This is a genomic window from Gottfriedia acidiceleris (assembly GCF_050457485.1).
Lineage (GTDB): Bacteria > Bacillota > Bacilli > Bacillales > Bacillaceae_G > Gottfriedia > Gottfriedia acidiceleris_D.
This window is the reverse complement of the sequence record NZ_JBCMJM010000018.1, coordinates 88,969-103,643: the sequence shown is the minus strand read 5'-3', so window position 1 is coordinate 103,643 and position 14,675 is coordinate 88,969. Positions and strand designations below refer to the sequence as shown.

The window sequence follows — 14,675 nt, the reverse complement described above, 5'->3', positions numbered from 1 at the left end:
TTTTATTTTAGGATAAAAGTACTTTTTTATTGCGTATATAAAATTAATATCTTATAATACCAATAAGAATAGTTGGTATTAAGACAACATTCAATTTTACCCATGTTGCATATAATGGATTGGAAGAAACTAACCTTTTTGTGACATAAAGGAGCTTGAAGTTATGAAAGTTGTAAAGTCAGTACACGAGCTGATCGGATCAACACCATTGCTTGAAATTACAACATTCCCTTTACCAAAAGGAACAAGACTATTTGCAAAGCTAGAATTCTGTAACCCAGGTGGAAGTGTAAAAGATCGACTTGGAATGGAATTATTAGAAAGTGCAATTAATGAAGGTAAATTAGAAAAAGGTGGTACAGTAATTGAACCAACCGCCGGAAATACAGGAATTGGTTTAGCTCTAGCAGCTATAAAATATGGCGTAAATGTGATATTTGTTGTTCCTGAAAAATTCAGTATTGAAAAACAAACATTGATGAAAGCACTAGGATCAAAAATTGTGAACACACCTACAGAAGATGGAATGACAGGTGCAATTAAAAAAGCAAATGAGCTGTCAAAAGAAATTCCGAATTCATTTGTACCTTCACAATTTAGTAATGAAGCAAATCCAAGAACTTATTACAAAACATTAGGTCCAGAGTTAGTTGACCAACTCGATGGAAAAATAGATGTATTTGTTGCTGGAGCTGGTAGTGGAGGAACATTTACTGGAACAGCTAAGTATTTAAAAGATAATTTACAAAATGTAAAAACAGTTATTGTCGAACCAGAAGGATCAATCTTAAATGGTGGAGAGCCAGGTTCACATGATACAGAAGGAATTGGAATGGAATTCATTCCTGCTTTTGTAGATACAAACTTATTTGATGATATTCATACAGTGCTTGATTCAGACGCATTTCGTTTAGTAAAAGAACTAGCAACGAATGAAGGACTTTTAGTTGGCAGTTCCTCAGGAGCTGCGTTATATGCAAGTTTATTAGAAGCAAAAAAAGCAAAACCAGGGAGTACAATCGTAACGATTTTCCCAGATAGTAGTGAAAGATACTTAAGTAAAAACATATATAGTGAGGGATAAAAGATGAAGAAAAAGACGGCGTTAATACACGGGGGAATTAGTAGAGATGAAACAACTGGTGCGGTTAGTGTTCCAATTTATCAAACTAGTACGTATAAACAAGATGCTGTTGGCAAACATAGAGGATTTGAATATTCCAGAACAGGCAATCCGACACGACATGCTCTTGAAGAGTTAATGAAAGATATTGAACACGGGGTTGCAGGATTTGCATTTGCATCTGGGATGGCAGCGATTCATACTGTGTTTAGTTTATTCAAGACTGGTGACCATATCGTAGTGGGCGATGATGTTTATGGTGGTACTTACCGATTACTTACAAGAGTATTATCAAATTTAGGTATTACAGCTACATTTGTTGATACAAGTAATATTACTTTAGTTGAAAATGTTATTTCACCAAATACAAAAGCAATTTTTATTGAGTCACCTAGTAATCCATTATTAAAAATTACTGATATTAAAGCAATTGCAAAACTTGCAAATGAATATGACTTATTAACAATTGTTGATAATACTTTTGCTACTCCATACTGGCAACAACCTCTTACACTAGGTGCTGATATTGTTGTTCATAGTGGAACTAAGTACCTTGGAGGTCATAGTGACGTAGTAGCAGGTATTGTTGTAACAAATAAAGAAGAGTTAGCTGAAGAATTAGCATTTTATCAAAATTCGATTGGTGGAGTTTTAGGACCAAACGATAGCTGGTTATTACAACGAGGTATTAAAACGCTTGGAATTAGAATGGAAGAGCATGAAAGAAATACGCATGAAATTGTGACGTTCTTATCGAATCACCCAAATGTAAATAAAGTTTTCTATCCTGGATTATCGACACATCCAAATCATGGATTAGCAAAACAACAAAGCAGTGGATTTGGTGGCATGTTATCTTTTGAATTAAAAGAAGGTTTAGATCCAGAAGAATTTGTGGGTAAATTAAAATGGTTCACACTAGCTGAAAGTTTAGGAGCAGTTGAAAGTCTTGTAGGTATCCCTTCAAAAATGACGCATGCTTCAATACCTAGGGAAAAACGAATTGCATCAGGAATTTCTGATGAATTAATTCGATTATCAGTTGGTCTAGAAGATCTAGAAGATTTAATTGAAGACCTAGAACAAGCATTAATATTTCAAACATCAAAGGTGAGATAAATGGGTAGAGAGTTTTTAGATGTTTTTACCGGTTGGGCAGAAAGTTACGATTCTTTTGTTCAAGGCCATGACCCAGAATATAAAGAAGCATTTCGACGTTATGATGAAATACTGAATGAAATTGTTAATAGAAGTGGAAACAGCGTCCTTGAATTTGGTATTGGTACAGGGAATTTAACAAAGTTACTTCTTGATAAAGGAAAAACTGTATTTCCAATCGAACCATCTCCTGAGATGAGAATTATTGCCTCAAAGAAATTAGGAGAAAATATTACGATTCACGACGGAGATTTAATTGATTTTCCAAAACCACAGGCCGGGATTGATACAATTGTAAGTTCATACGTTTTTCATCATTTAACTGATCAAGAAAAATATGAAGCTATTAAAATATATAGCTCATTATTGAACTCGAATGGGAAAATCGTATTTGCGGATACAATGTTTTTAACGGAAAACGATTATAAGAATGAAATTGCAAAAGCAGAAAATGCAAATTATATCAATCTAAGAGATGATTTAATTAGAGAATATTATCCATTAATTCCAGTTGTTCGTTCACATTTTGAAAAAAATGGATTTGATGTGAAATTCGAACAATATAATGATTTTGTATGGATCGTTGAAGCTACAAAAAAATAGAGAGATGTAATTTTAGGAGGAAATAAAATATGCCATCAGTTGAAAGTTTTGAATTAGATCATACAAAAGTTGTTGCTCCTTACGTTAGACACTGTGGTACTCATGCAGTTGGTACAGACGGAGTAGTTACAAAATATGATATTCGTTTTTGCCAACCAAATAAGCAAGCAATGAAGCCAGATACAATTCACACATTAGAACATTTATTAGCTTTGAACGTTCGTGAAGCAGTACCTGCGGGTGACCCTTTTAAAATTATTGATTTATCACCAATGGGATGCCAAACAGGATTTTATTTAATCATCGCTGGTACACCTTCAATTTCAGAAGTAATTACATTATTACGTAAAACAGCTGAACTTGGACTACAAGTTGAAGAAGTACCGGCTGCAAATGAGCTTCAATGCGGCCAAGCAAAACTTCATGACCTTGAAGGCGCAAAAAAATGGTTAAAATATTGGAACGAACAAACAGTCGAAACGTTGGAAAGCGTATTTGCTTAATAGTGAAAAACGTCATCTTAATGGATGGCGTTTTTTAAAATTGTTGGAATTAAGAAAATTGTAGAGTGCAAATAAAAAAGGCGAAACTGCAATTTTACTTTTTTTTATTAATTGATCACAAGAAGTAATTTCTCTTTTGGAACGGTGAATTTAATTTCTCCAATATTCTCTTCAATATCTTCAATTGTTGGAATATCATCAAAGCTTTGAATTGAAATGTCATCATCTAAGCATAATAAAATATAAGGGAAGTTAGTTTCTGTAGAGTCATAGATTAATTTGTATGCTTTTGAAGGTTTATCGGAAGTGAAAAATACATCGCCTAATTTAAACGAACCAACTGAATTATATTTTACTGCTGGGTTAAAAGAATAATTCATATAGTAAGCTCCTTTTTCATTTTACTAATTATATTATTGACTGGTTTCTAATAGATTAAACAGCAAACTAGTAATTTGCTTGAATTGTAATAGATAGTTTGTTTTTTTGAGTTACCATTGTAACTTCACCAATCCAATCTTCAATATCTCCTAGGGTTGGCATAATATCATAATTTTGGACTAGTCTTGCATCGGTTAATGAGACAAGTACATATGGAAAATCGTCTTCATTTTCTTCGTAAACAAGCATATAGATTGTTTCATTCTTTTTAGTAATAAGCACACTACCTGGCGTAATAATTTTAGAACGGTCAAAGGCTGAGGAGTGTTTTAAAGTTAAATTCATATCTATTACCTCATTTCTGCAAATCTAGTAAATTATATGATAGATTTCCAGAAAATATGATATTGAGAGAAGGAATAAGGAACATGGGGTTAAGGAGAATATTGACGATGGCGAATGTCTTAAAAAATGGAATATAGGTTTAGATTTGATGTATAACGCACTTTATTCACAAAAAACCTTCTAGCTGCCACTTGTTTTCAATTGTATAAATCTGTATGATGGTTGAAGAGGTGAAATGATCGAATGGAAAGATTACAGAAAGTTATTGCTAGAGCGGGAATTGCTTCTCGTCGTAAAGCAGAAGAGTTAATTAAAGAAGGAAAAGTGAAAGTAAATGGTCAGGTTGTTACTGAGTTAGGTGTAAAAGTAAGTGGTAACGATCGTGTTGAAGTGGAAGAGATTCCAATTGATAAAGAAGAACCAGTTTACTTCCTTTTATATAAACCATCAGGTGTAATATCAAGTGTTTCAGATGATAAAGGTAGAAAAGTTGTAACAGACTTTTTTCCAATGATTAAACAACGTATTTATCCAATTGGTAGATTAGATTTTGATACATCAGGTATCATTCTATTAACAAATGATGGAGAATTTTCAAATCTACTTCAACATCCAAAATATGAAATAGATAAAGAATATATCGCAAAAGTAAAAGGGATCCCAACTAAAGAGCAGTTACGTAAATTAGAAAGAGGAATTGTACTTGAGGATGGGAAAACTGCTCCAGCTCAAGTTAAAATGATTTCACTTGATAAAAGCAAAAATACTGCAATTGTAAGACTGATCATTCATGAAGGAAGAAACCGTCAAGTTAAGAGAATGCTTGAGGCGATTGGTACACCTGTTATGAAGTTAAAACGTGAACGATATGCGTTTTTAGATTTGACTGGATTAACACCTGGTGATGCAAGAGAACTATCACCTCATGAAGTGAAAAAACTAAGAGCAATGGCTACAGCAAAGCCACGCTAATGATAAGTCAGACTATTATTCACTGCTTTCTTATTTAGTTACCTTACCTATTTATCGTACTTATTTATAATCCGGTTAACACTTTTAGAAACTGTGTTTTAATTCAGTCTGATACCCTATTTTTTCCACTACGACTCGGTAAATACCGAGTTTTTTCTATGCTTGAAACATTTAATATTTTAGGATAAAAGATTGAAAATTTAGTCTTTTTTGAAACGTATCAAATTTCTATTCAAGAATAGGAAATAATGATATTCTATCATATGGGAGGAACTGTATATATGAAGAAAAATAGAACGTTAATTCGAACAATTATCTTATTAGTTTTGGTTTGTGCAATTGGTTATACTTTTTACATAAATTTCTTTAAGAAAGATGAAGTTATTACTAAAGGAAGTAAAGCACCAAACTTTGCTATGACGGAGCTGAATACTGGTAAGAGATATACTCTTTCAGGTGAAAAAGGAAAAGGCGTAATTGTTAATTTTTGGGGTACTTGGTGTGAGCCATGTAAGCGAGAAATGCCTTTTATGAATGAAATCTATTCGAAATATAAGGGAAAAGGGATCGAGTTACTTGCAATGAATGCGGATGAATCGAAATTTTCAGTACAAAGATTTGTAAGCGATTATAAACTTAATTTTCCAGTCGGAATAGATAAAGATCAAGAGGTTTTAAATATATATGGTGTTAACCCTTTACCAACTACGTTTTTTGTAAGTCCGGATGGGACAATAAAGAGAATCGTAACTGGTCAAATGACACCAAATTCTTTTGAAAGTTATATTAAAGAAATATTACCAAAATGATGAGTGTACATTAGTAAGGGGAAATAAAATGGAGACTTTTAAATGTGAATGTGGTCATCTTAATCATGTAGGTACTGTAATATGTGAGTCATGTGGTAAACCTCAAGATGAAAAAGCAACCGAAATACTTGATATGCGCTATGAAGGGACTGCTAGAAGATCAATCGTTAACAATCAAACTTATATAGATAAAATATGGACGTTTTTTTCATCTGTAAAAGTAGCTGTTATAATCATTCTAATTACGCTAGTAGCAGCAGCATTAGGTACTATTTTTCCGCAAAGAGATTTACTACCGCCTACAGCGAATCCTGCAACGTATTATCAAGATGAATACGGAATCTTTGGTAAAATATACGATGCAATTGGTTTGGATAATACGTTTAACTCTTGGTGGTTCATGTTACTTGTTGCATCGATTGGGATCTCACTAGTAATTTGTAGTTTAGATCGAATTTTACCACTCTATAAAGCTCTAAACAAACAAACTGTTACTAGACATCCAAACTTTTTAAAAAGACAAAAAATGTTTGGAATTAGTAGAGTTGAACAGATTCCAGATGAAATAGAAAAAGCTAAAGTTAATTTACGAAAAAGAGGTTATAAAATTCGTGAAGAAAACGGCAATATCTTAGCAGAAAAAGGTCGGTTCTCTCGTTGGGGTCCATATGTAAACCATATAGGGTTAATTATCTTCCTTATTGGTGTAATGATGAGATATGTACCAGGAATGTATATGGATAAGGCCCTTTGGGTTCAAGAAGGCGAATTAAAACCTGTCGTTGGTACAAACCAAAACTATTATATTAAATTAAATGATTTCCATATGGAAACGTATGATAAAGATAAAGAGGGTAAAGTTTATAAAAAAGCGATTGAGCGCTTTGGAAATGATAAAATTCCAAAAAACTATCAAGCCGATGTGACGTTGTATAAACGCGAAGGAAATTTAATACCAGGAGAAGATCCAAAACTTAAAAAAGTAAAAGATTATAGTATTAAAGTAAATGAACCTCTAAAGTTTCAAAACTTCGCTTTATATCAAGTAGATTATCGAATTGGTGAATTTAGTGCATTTTTATTTACATTACAAAATAAACAAACAGGTGAAAAATTAGGGCCAATCACAGTAGATTTACAAAATCCTAAAGAAGTATATGACTTGAAAAATGGATATAAAGTAGAACTTAAAAATTATTTTCCAGATTTCTATTTTAACTCTGATGGTCAACCTGATACAAAAACAAGAAAACCGAACAATCCGGCGTTTGTATTTAAAATGACTACTCCAAAAACTCCAAAAGGTGAAGTAGCATTTGTTGCGATCAAACAAAATATTGAACCAAATGGTGAAAACAAATATAAAATGTCATTTGCAGGTATTGAAACAAAAGATTCAACAGGTTTAACAGTACGTAAAGATTTAACTCTTTGGTTACTAGGACTTGGAGGAGCAATCTTTATGATTGGTGTAATTCAAGGTATGTATTGGTATCACCGACGCGTTTGGATCCAAAATCAAGATGGGGAAGTTTGGGTTGCGGCATTTACAAATAAAAACTATTATGGTTTAAAGATGGAATTAAAGAAAGTGTTTAAAGACACAAAAATAGAATTGCCGATTGATCAACAAGCTAATGAATAGTGTTTAAATAGGGGGAAAATATGTACGAGCTAAGTAGTAATTTTTTATTTATCGCGTTTATTTGTTATATTGTAGCTACTTTCTTTTTTGGCGGCTCGATGAAAACAAATGATAATGGTCCTAATAGATGGGGTACAATTGGTATTACAATTACAATAATTGGATTCTTATCGCAAATTACTTATTTTATTTTAAGATGGATTGCTGCTGGACATGCACCCGTAAGTAATCTATTTGAATTTATCACATTCTTTGGAATGATGTTAGTTTTTGCGTTTATCATGATTTATTTTATGTATCGTTTAAATATAATTGGATTATTCGCATTACCGTTGTCAATTATCATCATTGCTTATGCATCAGTATTTCCACATGAAATCAAACCTTTAGTTCCATCTTTAAAAAGCTATTGGTTACATATCCACGTAACGACAGCAGCTTTAGGGGAAGCTATTTTAGCAATTAGCTTTATTACAGGACTAATTTATTTAATTAAAAATATCGATCAAAAAGTATCAACAAAGAAAACATTTTGGCTAGAAGCAGTTTTATATTTCTTAGTAACTGTTGTTGGTTTCGTCGTTATTTCAACAGCGTTTACTGCATCTGGATACGAAGCAAAATATAATTGGATTAATAAAGATAAAGTACAAGAAGAAATGGTCTATAATCTTCCGTCAATTGTTGGTCCACATAAAGGTGAATTAACTACAAAAGATCGATTTGAAGCCCTTGCAGAAATGCCGGCTATGGTTAATGCTAAGAAATTAAATACTGTAATTTGGTCAATTTTTGCTGGAGCGGCATTATATGCAATCATCCGTTTAATTTTAAGAAAACGAATTGGTGCATTTTTACAGCCTTTTGTACAAAAAGTCGATAGTGAATTATTAGACGAAATCGGATACCGTGCTGTAGCAATTGGTTTTCCGGTATTTACACTGGGTGGACTAATCTTTGCTATGATTTGGGCTCAAATTGCTTGGACAAAGTTCTGGAGCTGGGACCCAAAAGAAGATTGGGCATTAATAACATGGTTATTCTATGCAGTGTTTTTACATCTTCGTTTCAAACGAAATTGGCAAGGTGAAAAATCTGCTTGGTTAGCCGTACTAGGATTTGCAATTATTATGTTTAACTTAATTGCTGTTAACTTAATCATTGCAGGCTTACACTCTTATGCGTAATTATTAAAAAGCCCTATAAAGGAATAACCTTCCTTTACAGGGCTTTTTTTCTAATTTTTTTTTTCGATCCACATGTATTTAAATTTGGTTCACTAGAAATGGTACACTTACTCCCTAGTTTTTTTTCACTATTTTATGGAAATAATAAATTCAAAGAATTATGTAAAAATGTTCACAAATTATACTAGAATATACAATTTTTATTATGTAAAATTATGAAGAGGGGGTCGAAATTATGGATCAAAATATAAAAATATTAATAGCAGATGATGAAGATCGTATTAGACGATTATTAAAAATGTATTTGGAACGTGATGGTTATAGTATTGATGAAGCTGAAAATGGCGAGGATGCTTTAAATTTAGCATTGAAGAATGAATATTCCTTAATCGTACTAGATTTGATGATGCCTAAAATTGATGGAATTGAAGTTTGTAGGGAATTAAGAAAAACAAAAACAACTCCTGTCATCATGTTAACGGCAAAAGGTGAAGAAACAAACCGAGTTCAAGGTTTTGAAGTAGGTACAGACGATTATATCGTTAAACCATTTAGTCCGCGTGAAGTCGTTCTTCGAGTTAAAGCTCTATTAAGACGTTCTTCACCCGTACCAGTATTTACTTCAGACAATTCTTCAGCGAAGGATATCGTTGTGTTTCCGCATCTAACGATTGATAATGACGCTCATAAAGTAATTGTTGAAGGGGAAGAGATCAGTTTAACGCCAAAAGAATATGAACTACTGTTGTTTTTAGCTAAAGCACCTGACAAAGTATTTGATCGTGAAACATTATTAAAATCAGTTTGGCAATATGATTTTTTCGGAGATTTACGTACAGTAGACACACATGTAAAACGACTGCGAGAAAAATTAAGTAAAAGTTCTGAGGATGCTGCGAAAATGATCGTCACTGTTTGGGGTGTCGGTTATAAATTTGAAGTAGGTCAGGAGTAATGATCGTAAGAAGTTTAGTCGGAAAGCTTTGGCTGACAATTATCTTACTAGTCTCTCTTGTATTATCATTCTTGACCTTTGTCTTAATAGGATTTTTTGAAAAATTTTATATTGACCTTCAAGTACAAAATATGAAAGATGATGCTACAAAAATTGCTCAATTAATAGAAAATGGTCAACCACTCTCCGATATTGAGTATTTATCAAATAATATTGTTAGTAGATATTCAAGAGTAATCATTTCTATTGACGGACAAGAGCCATGGTATTCAAATAATACATATGGAATACAGGAGCTACCTTTTAAAGAAATAAAAAATGATGAAATCTTAAATAAACCGTTAACTGATAATAAAGAGGTCAGTAAAAGACTTGTTTATGGTGAAAATAGTGAGAGAGAAAAATTAGTAGTGGGTGTTCCATTACATACAAACTCAAAAAATGGAGCTGTATTTATATACCAAACATTACAACCTGTAAAAGTGATGATTCACCAAACGACTAATTTTGTCTTGCTCGCTGCATCGATTGGAATCGTGTTAACAACATTTTTCTCATTCTTTCTTTCTTCTAAAATTACAGCTCCTCTTAGAAAGATGAAAGAAGTTGTAAGTAGTATGACTTCAGGGAACTTTAATGTGAAAGTACCAATTCATTCTAGTGATGAAATTGGAGAGCTTGCGTATTCATTTAACAAGATGAGTAAACAATTAAATTTTAATATGAATGCATTAAAACAAGAGAAAGAGAAAGTTTCTAATATTATTACAAGTATGGTAGATGGTGTAATTTCGATTGATAAAGAAGGTCAAATCGTGACATCGAATCCACCAGCTGAACGCTTTTTGAAAATGCTTAATGATGATCAATTTGAAGAACCTTCTTCACTTGTTTTAACGAAAGAACTATTAGATTTATTTGTATTAGTAGTCGAAAGTGAGAAAAAGCAATTTATAGAATTAAATTTCGATCAAGGCAATTGGCAAGTTTTAATGTCGCCTCTTTATAATCAAACAAATATAAGAGGCGTTGTAGCGGTGATTCGTGATGTTACAGAGCAAAGACGTCTAGAAAAAATGAGAAAAGATTTTATAGCGCATGTTTCTCATGAACTACGTACGCCTATTTCTTTATTACAAGGTTATAGCGAAGCGATTGTTGATGGTGTAGCAGAATCCAAGGAAGAAATGCAAGAATTGTCTCAAATTATTTACGATGAGTCACTTAGAATGGGTCGATTAGTAAATGATTTGTTAGATTTAGCAAGAATGGAAAACGGTTTTACTGAATTAAATAGAGAATTCGTTCCTCTAGTACAATTTGTAGATCGAATTTTACGCAAGTTTAAAGGTTTAGCAAAGGAAAAAAATATTAAGCTATTTGGAGAAATCGACAACATTCCGCATTTAAATATCTTCATAGATGAGGATCGAATGGAACAGGTTTTTACAAATTTAATTGATAATGCAATAAGACATACAAATGAAAATGGAAGAATAATTGTTTCAGTAAATCAAAATGAACGATCAACTACATTTAATTTTATTGATTCAGGTGCAGGGATTTCAAATGAAGATTTACCATTTGTATTTGAACGTTTTTATAAAGCGGATAAAGCTCGTACAAGAGGTAGAAGTGGAACGGGTTTAGGTTTATCAATCGTTAAAAATATTGTAACAGCACATGGTGGATCGATCCAGGTCTATAGTGAAGTAGGACAGGGAACGACATTTAAAGTTAAAATACCGCATAATTTACGAATGAACGAAAAAGATGTAGAGTAATCTTGTTTCATATAAAACATATTTCCATGATGTTTAGAGACGAAATTTCTGCAAAACACACAAAAAACATATAAAAGGTTAGTAAAATAATAAACATATAAATAAAATAATTGAATTCTTACCAAATTTATCTTACGATTGAATTAATGAAATATTGATGAGTTTAGTGCAAGTTTTGCTTAAAAGGGAATCTGGTATAATCCAGAACTGTCCCCGCAACTGTAATGTGGACGAAACGAATAGCCACTGTTCTTTTAGAATGGGAAGGTCGGAGTAGGTTGAAACAAAGTCAGTAGACCTGCTAAATTCATCCATGTTCAATTCTTCGGGGAGTAAGAATTTGAAGCAGCAGTTGCAAGACTTCTTGTATATATATGTTGTTTCAGCCCCGTTCAAAATGAATGGGGTTTTTTTTATGCTTTCCAATTATATTTAGGAGGATTTAAAATGAAAAAGTTTTTATCAAGTCTGATCATTATGTTATTGTGTTTAGGATTATTTGGTTGTAATAATGATACGACACAAAAAAAATCAAATGTAAGTAAAAATGAACAAGCAACTTTTCCAATGACTGTAAAAGATGCAACGAACAAAGAAATTAGCTTTAAAGAGGCACCTAAAAGAATAGTATCACTTATTCCAAGTAATACTGAAATCTTGTTTTCTATTGGTGATGGCAAGGATGTAGTAGGGGTAACGGATTTTGACAATTATCCAAAAGAAGTAAAATCAATTGATAAAGTTGGCGGAAATAATGCCGATATGACATATAATGTTGAAAAAATTATTTCATTAAAACCTGATTTAGTTTTAGCACATGAATCAAGTTTAGGAATCTCTGCTGACGGTTTAGAACAGATAAAACAAGCGGGGATTAATGTTTTTGTCGTAAAAAATGCTGCAACTATTAATGATGTATATGATACAATTCATCAAGTTGGAGAAATAACTGGAAAAACCGAGCAATCGAAAAAAGTTGTAACTGGTATGAAAACAAAATTAGATGAAATTAGCAAAAAGACAGCTAAAGCAACTACAAATCCAAAGGTTTGGCTTGAAATTTCAGGACCACCAGAAATATATACAGCAGGTAAAGGTACGTTCCTAGATGAAATGCTTTCGATTGTTCATGCTAAAAACGTAGCTGAAAGTGAAAAAGGTTGGGTAAAGTATAGTGAGGAATCAGCTATTAAAGCTAATCCTGATGTGATTTTAACAACTTATGGATATTATGTACCAAATTTAGAAAAAACTGTAATGACGAGAAAAAACTGGCAAACAGTAAACGCAATTAAAAATCACCGTGTATATGATGTTAATTCAGATACAACATCTAGACCTGGTCCAAGACTTGCAGAGGGAGTCGAAGCAATTGCAAAGGCGGTTTACCCAGAGCTTTATAAATAATACATATTCAATCTTTTTAATTCCAATTATCTTATTAATTTTTTTATTTATTTTAGGGGTTTCGATCGGGTCTACATCGATTCCCTTTTCTTCTATTATTTCTAGCTTTTCAGATGCTCTATTTAAAACAAATTATGTTCCAACTGATATTCAAACAATTGTCATGAATATACGAGTTCCAAGGGTTATGTTAGCTGGATTAGTCGGTGCGTGCCTTTCTTTGGCAGGTGTTGCATTTCAAGGAATACTTAAAAATCCATTAGCTGATCCTTTTACATTAGGTGTTTCTTCAGGCGCTTCTGTAGGAGCTGTTGTAGTTTTGTTTTTCCAAATAAGTTTACCTTTTGTAACTTATTTTACCTTGCCAGTTGTTAGTATATTATTTGGGTTTGGCACACTCATCTTATTATTACTATTTGTTAGAAAACTAGATCGATCCCTAAATGTAGAGACAATTATATTAGGTGGTATTATAATAAGTTCATTTTGTTCTGCATTGTTATCATTATTTATTACGTTTTCAAATAATGAATTACGAGCAGTAATTGGATGGTTAATGGGAAATATTAGTGGTAGAGGCATCCAATACTCTCTAAGTTTATTACCATTTTTAATAGTTTCTTTTTTAATTTTATTCAGTCAAAATAGGCAGTTAGATGCGATGACATTTGGTAGTACAAATGCAAAACATATCGGAATTGATGTGAAAAAATCCACTTATTTAATTTTGTTAACAGGAAGTATTTTATCTGGTGCAGCAGTAGCAGTATCGGGAACAATTGGATTTGTAGGATTAGTTGTTCCGCATTTTACTAGAACTATGGTAGGGCCATTACATAAAAAATTACTTCCATTATCGATGATCAATGGCGCAATATTTTTAATTGGATCTGACATTTTATCTAGGGTTGTTTTAGCTCCTAGAGAATTACCAATTGGAGTAATTACATCTTTAATTGGTGCTCCAATATTTGCTTTTATATTACTATCTTTGAAAAGAAATAGGGGAAAAGTATGATCAAATGTCAAGATATCTCATATTCATATGATGGTATTCATACTGATTTGGATGAACTGTCTTATTCTATTAATCAAGGAGAATGGCTAGGAATTATTGGTCCAAATGGTAGTGGAAAGTCAACGTTTTTAAATATTCTTTGTGGACTTTTTAAGCCATCTAAAGGAAATGTAATGTTGGATGGAGAATTTGTTACTAGTATGTCTAATAAACAAATAGCAAAAAAGATTGCTGTTTTATCACAACAAAATTCCTATACATATTCTTATGAAGTAAAAGAAACAGTTAAACTTGGACGTCTTGCTCATTCGTCTTCCTTTTTTCCTAGCTGGTCCGCAATCGATGAAACTGCAGTCAATAATGCAATGATGATGACTGGTACTAAGAAGATGGAAAAAAGCTTCATAAATGAAATTAGTGGTGGTGAGCGTCAAAGAGTATTTCTTGCCCAATGCTTCGCTCAAGAAACACCATATATTTTTTTAGACGAACCAAGTAATCATTTAGATTTAATGCATACAATTAAAATTTTAGACGTATTAAAGGAATTACAAAAACAGGAGAATAAAACGATTGTAACTGTTTTTCATGACTTAAATTTAGCAAGTCTTTACTGTGATCGATTAATAGGATTAAAGGACGGAAAAATTTATATCGAAGGAAAAACAGACTCAGTTTTAAGTGAAGATTTATTGAAAGGTTTATATGATACATCTTTTCAAATCTTAGATAATCCCGAAACAAATAAAAAGGTCATTATTTATAAAAGTAATGTTTTGTAAATT

15 protein-coding genes and 1 riboswitch are annotated in these 14,675 nt (G+C 32.2%); of the genes, 13 read left to right on the top strand and 2 right to left on the bottom strand.

Annotated features, from left to right (window positions below; all coding sequences use genetic code 11):
• Positions 1-163: 163 nt before the first annotated feature.
• From ABEY15_RS19835 to ABEY15_RS19820, 4 genes are read left to right on the top strand one after another with little or no spacing between them, the layout of a single operon-like run.
• On the top strand, positions 164-1,084 hold the full coding sequence (locus ABEY15_RS19835; protein WP_429891801.1) for a PLP-dependent cysteine synthase family protein: 921 nt from the start codon (positions 164-166) through the stop codon (positions 1,082-1,084).
• 3 nt (positions 1,085-1,087) lie between these two features.
• Positions 1,088-2,242 (top strand): bifunctional cystathionine gamma-lyase/homocysteine desulfhydrase, encoded by a 1,155-nt coding sequence (locus ABEY15_RS19830; RefSeq protein ID WP_429891800.1) that lies wholly within the window; start codon positions 1,088-1,090, stop codon positions 2,240-2,242.
• Complete coding sequence (locus tag ABEY15_RS19825) at positions 2,243-2,884, top strand: class I SAM-dependent DNA methyltransferase (protein ID WP_429891799.1); 642 nt, start codon at positions 2,243-2,245, stop codon at positions 2,882-2,884.
• Between the two features lie 29 nt (positions 2,885-2,913).
• Positions 2,914-3,387, top strand: a complete 474-nt coding sequence (locus tag ABEY15_RS19820) for an S-ribosylhomocysteine lyase (protein ID WP_429891798.1) — start codon at positions 2,914-2,916, stop codon at positions 3,385-3,387.
• Between the two features lie 107 nt (positions 3,388-3,494).
• Here ABEY15_RS19820 and ABEY15_RS19815 read toward each other — a convergent pair whose 3' ends face one another.
• Entirely contained in the window at positions 3,495-3,767 is a 273-nt protein-coding gene (locus ABEY15_RS19815; RefSeq protein ID WP_429891797.1) for a hypothetical protein, read from the bottom strand.
• A gap of 67 nt (positions 3,768-3,834) precedes the next feature.
• Entirely contained in the window at positions 3,835-4,113 is a 279-nt protein-coding gene (locus ABEY15_RS19810; RefSeq protein ID WP_098231587.1) for a hypothetical protein, read from the bottom strand.
• 243 nt (positions 4,114-4,356) lie between these two features.
• On the opposite strand from ABEY15_RS19810, the gene rluB reads away from it, so the two are divergent.
• The 9 genes from rluB (at position 4,357) to ABEY15_RS19765 (ending at position 14,672) form a co-directional block, all read left to right on the top strand.
• Positions 4,357-5,085 carry a 23S rRNA pseudouridine(2605) synthase RluB gene (gene rluB, locus ABEY15_RS19805; RefSeq protein ID WP_248268871.1) on the top strand — a complete coding sequence of 243 codons (729 nt, stop codon included), beginning with the start codon at positions 4,357-4,359 and terminating at the stop codon, positions 5,083-5,085.
• Positions 5,086-5,366: 281 nt separating this feature from the next.
• A complete protein-coding gene (gene resA / locus ABEY15_RS19800) occupies positions 5,367-5,894 on the top strand; it encodes a thiol-disulfide oxidoreductase ResA (protein WP_331223468.1) in 528 nt (175 codons plus the stop codon).
• Positions 5,895-5,922: 28 nt separating this feature from the next.
• A complete protein-coding gene (gene resB / locus ABEY15_RS19795) occupies positions 5,923-7,539 on the top strand; it encodes a cytochrome c biogenesis protein ResB (RefSeq protein WP_429891796.1) in 1,617 nt (538 codons plus the stop codon).
• 20 nt (positions 7,540-7,559) lie between these two features.
• Positions 7,560-8,726 (top strand): c-type cytochrome biogenesis protein CcsB, encoded by a 1,167-nt coding sequence (gene ccsB / locus ABEY15_RS19790; protein WP_429891795.1) that lies wholly within the window; start codon positions 7,560-7,562, stop codon positions 8,724-8,726.
• Positions 8,727-8,961: 235 nt separating this feature from the next.
• Entirely contained in the window at positions 8,962-9,681 is a 720-nt protein-coding gene (locus ABEY15_RS19785) for a response regulator transcription factor (protein WP_025672290.1), read from the top strand.
• Positions 9,681-11,465, top strand: a complete 1,785-nt coding sequence (locus tag ABEY15_RS19780) for an ATP-binding protein (protein WP_429891794.1) — start codon at positions 9,681-9,683, stop codon at positions 11,463-11,465. The genes ABEY15_RS19785 and ABEY15_RS19780 overlap by 1 nt, the downstream gene beginning before the upstream one ends.
• Before the next feature lie 147 nt (positions 11,466-11,612).
• A riboswitch (cobalamin riboswitch) is annotated at positions 11,613-11,785 on the top strand.
• A gap of 127 nt (positions 11,786-11,912) precedes the next feature.
• On the top strand, positions 11,913-12,872 hold the full coding sequence (locus ABEY15_RS19775; protein ID WP_429891793.1) for an ABC transporter substrate-binding protein: 960 nt from the start codon (positions 11,913-11,915) through the stop codon (positions 12,870-12,872).
• Positions 12,838-13,890 carry a FecCD family ABC transporter permease gene (locus tag ABEY15_RS19770; protein WP_429891792.1) on the top strand — a complete coding sequence of 351 codons (1,053 nt, stop codon included), beginning with the start codon at positions 12,838-12,840 and terminating at the stop codon, positions 13,888-13,890. Before ABEY15_RS19775 ends, ABEY15_RS19770 begins: the two co-directional genes overlap by 35 nt.
• Positions 13,887-14,672, top strand: a complete 786-nt coding sequence (locus ABEY15_RS19765; protein ID WP_429891791.1) for an ABC transporter ATP-binding protein — start codon at positions 13,887-13,889, stop codon at positions 14,670-14,672. Before ABEY15_RS19770 ends, ABEY15_RS19765 begins: the two co-directional genes overlap by 4 nt.
• The last annotated feature ends 3 nt before the right edge of the window (positions 14,673-14,675 follow it).

Bases quoted from the DNA above. Each gene is read 5' to 3' on its own strand.
- ABEY15_RS19835 (WP_429891801.1), top strand. From the start codon at position 164: ATGAAAGTTGTAAAGTCAGTACACGAGCTGATCGGATCAACACCATTG.
- ABEY15_RS19830 (WP_429891800.1), top strand. From the start codon at position 1,088: ATGAAGAAAAAGACGGCGTTAATACACGGGGGAATTAGTAGAGATGAA.
- ABEY15_RS19825 (WP_429891799.1), top strand. From the start codon at position 2,243: ATGGGTAGAGAGTTTTTAGATGTTTTTACCGGTTGGGCAGAAAGTTAC.
- ABEY15_RS19820 (WP_429891798.1), top strand. From the start codon at position 2,914: ATGCCATCAGTTGAAAGTTTTGAATTAGATCATACAAAAGTTGTTGCT.
- ABEY15_RS19815 (WP_429891797.1), bottom strand. From the start codon at position 3,767: ATGAATTATTCTTTTAACCCAGCAGTAAAATATAATTCAGTTGGTTCG.
- ABEY15_RS19810 (WP_098231587.1), bottom strand. From the start codon at position 4,113: ATGAATTTAACTTTAAAACACTCCTCAGCCTTTGACCGTTCTAAAATT.
- rluB (WP_248268871.1), top strand. From the start codon at position 4,357: ATGGAAAGATTACAGAAAGTTATTGCTAGAGCGGGAATTGCTTCTCGT.
- resA (WP_331223468.1), top strand. From the start codon at position 5,367: ATGAAGAAAAATAGAACGTTAATTCGAACAATTATCTTATTAGTTTTG.
- resB (WP_429891796.1), top strand. From the start codon at position 5,923: ATGGAGACTTTTAAATGTGAATGTGGTCATCTTAATCATGTAGGTACT.
- ccsB (WP_429891795.1), top strand. From the start codon at position 7,560: ATGTACGAGCTAAGTAGTAATTTTTTATTTATCGCGTTTATTTGTTAT.
- ABEY15_RS19785 (WP_025672290.1), top strand. From the start codon at position 8,962: ATGGATCAAAATATAAAAATATTAATAGCAGATGATGAAGATCGTATT.
- ABEY15_RS19780 (WP_429891794.1), top strand. From the start codon at position 9,681: ATGATCGTAAGAAGTTTAGTCGGAAAGCTTTGGCTGACAATTATCTTA.
- ABEY15_RS19775 (WP_429891793.1), top strand. From the start codon at position 11,913: ATGAAAAAGTTTTTATCAAGTCTGATCATTATGTTATTGTGTTTAGGA.
- ABEY15_RS19765 (WP_429891791.1), top strand. From the start codon at position 13,887: ATGATCAAATGTCAAGATATCTCATATTCATATGATGGTATTCATACT.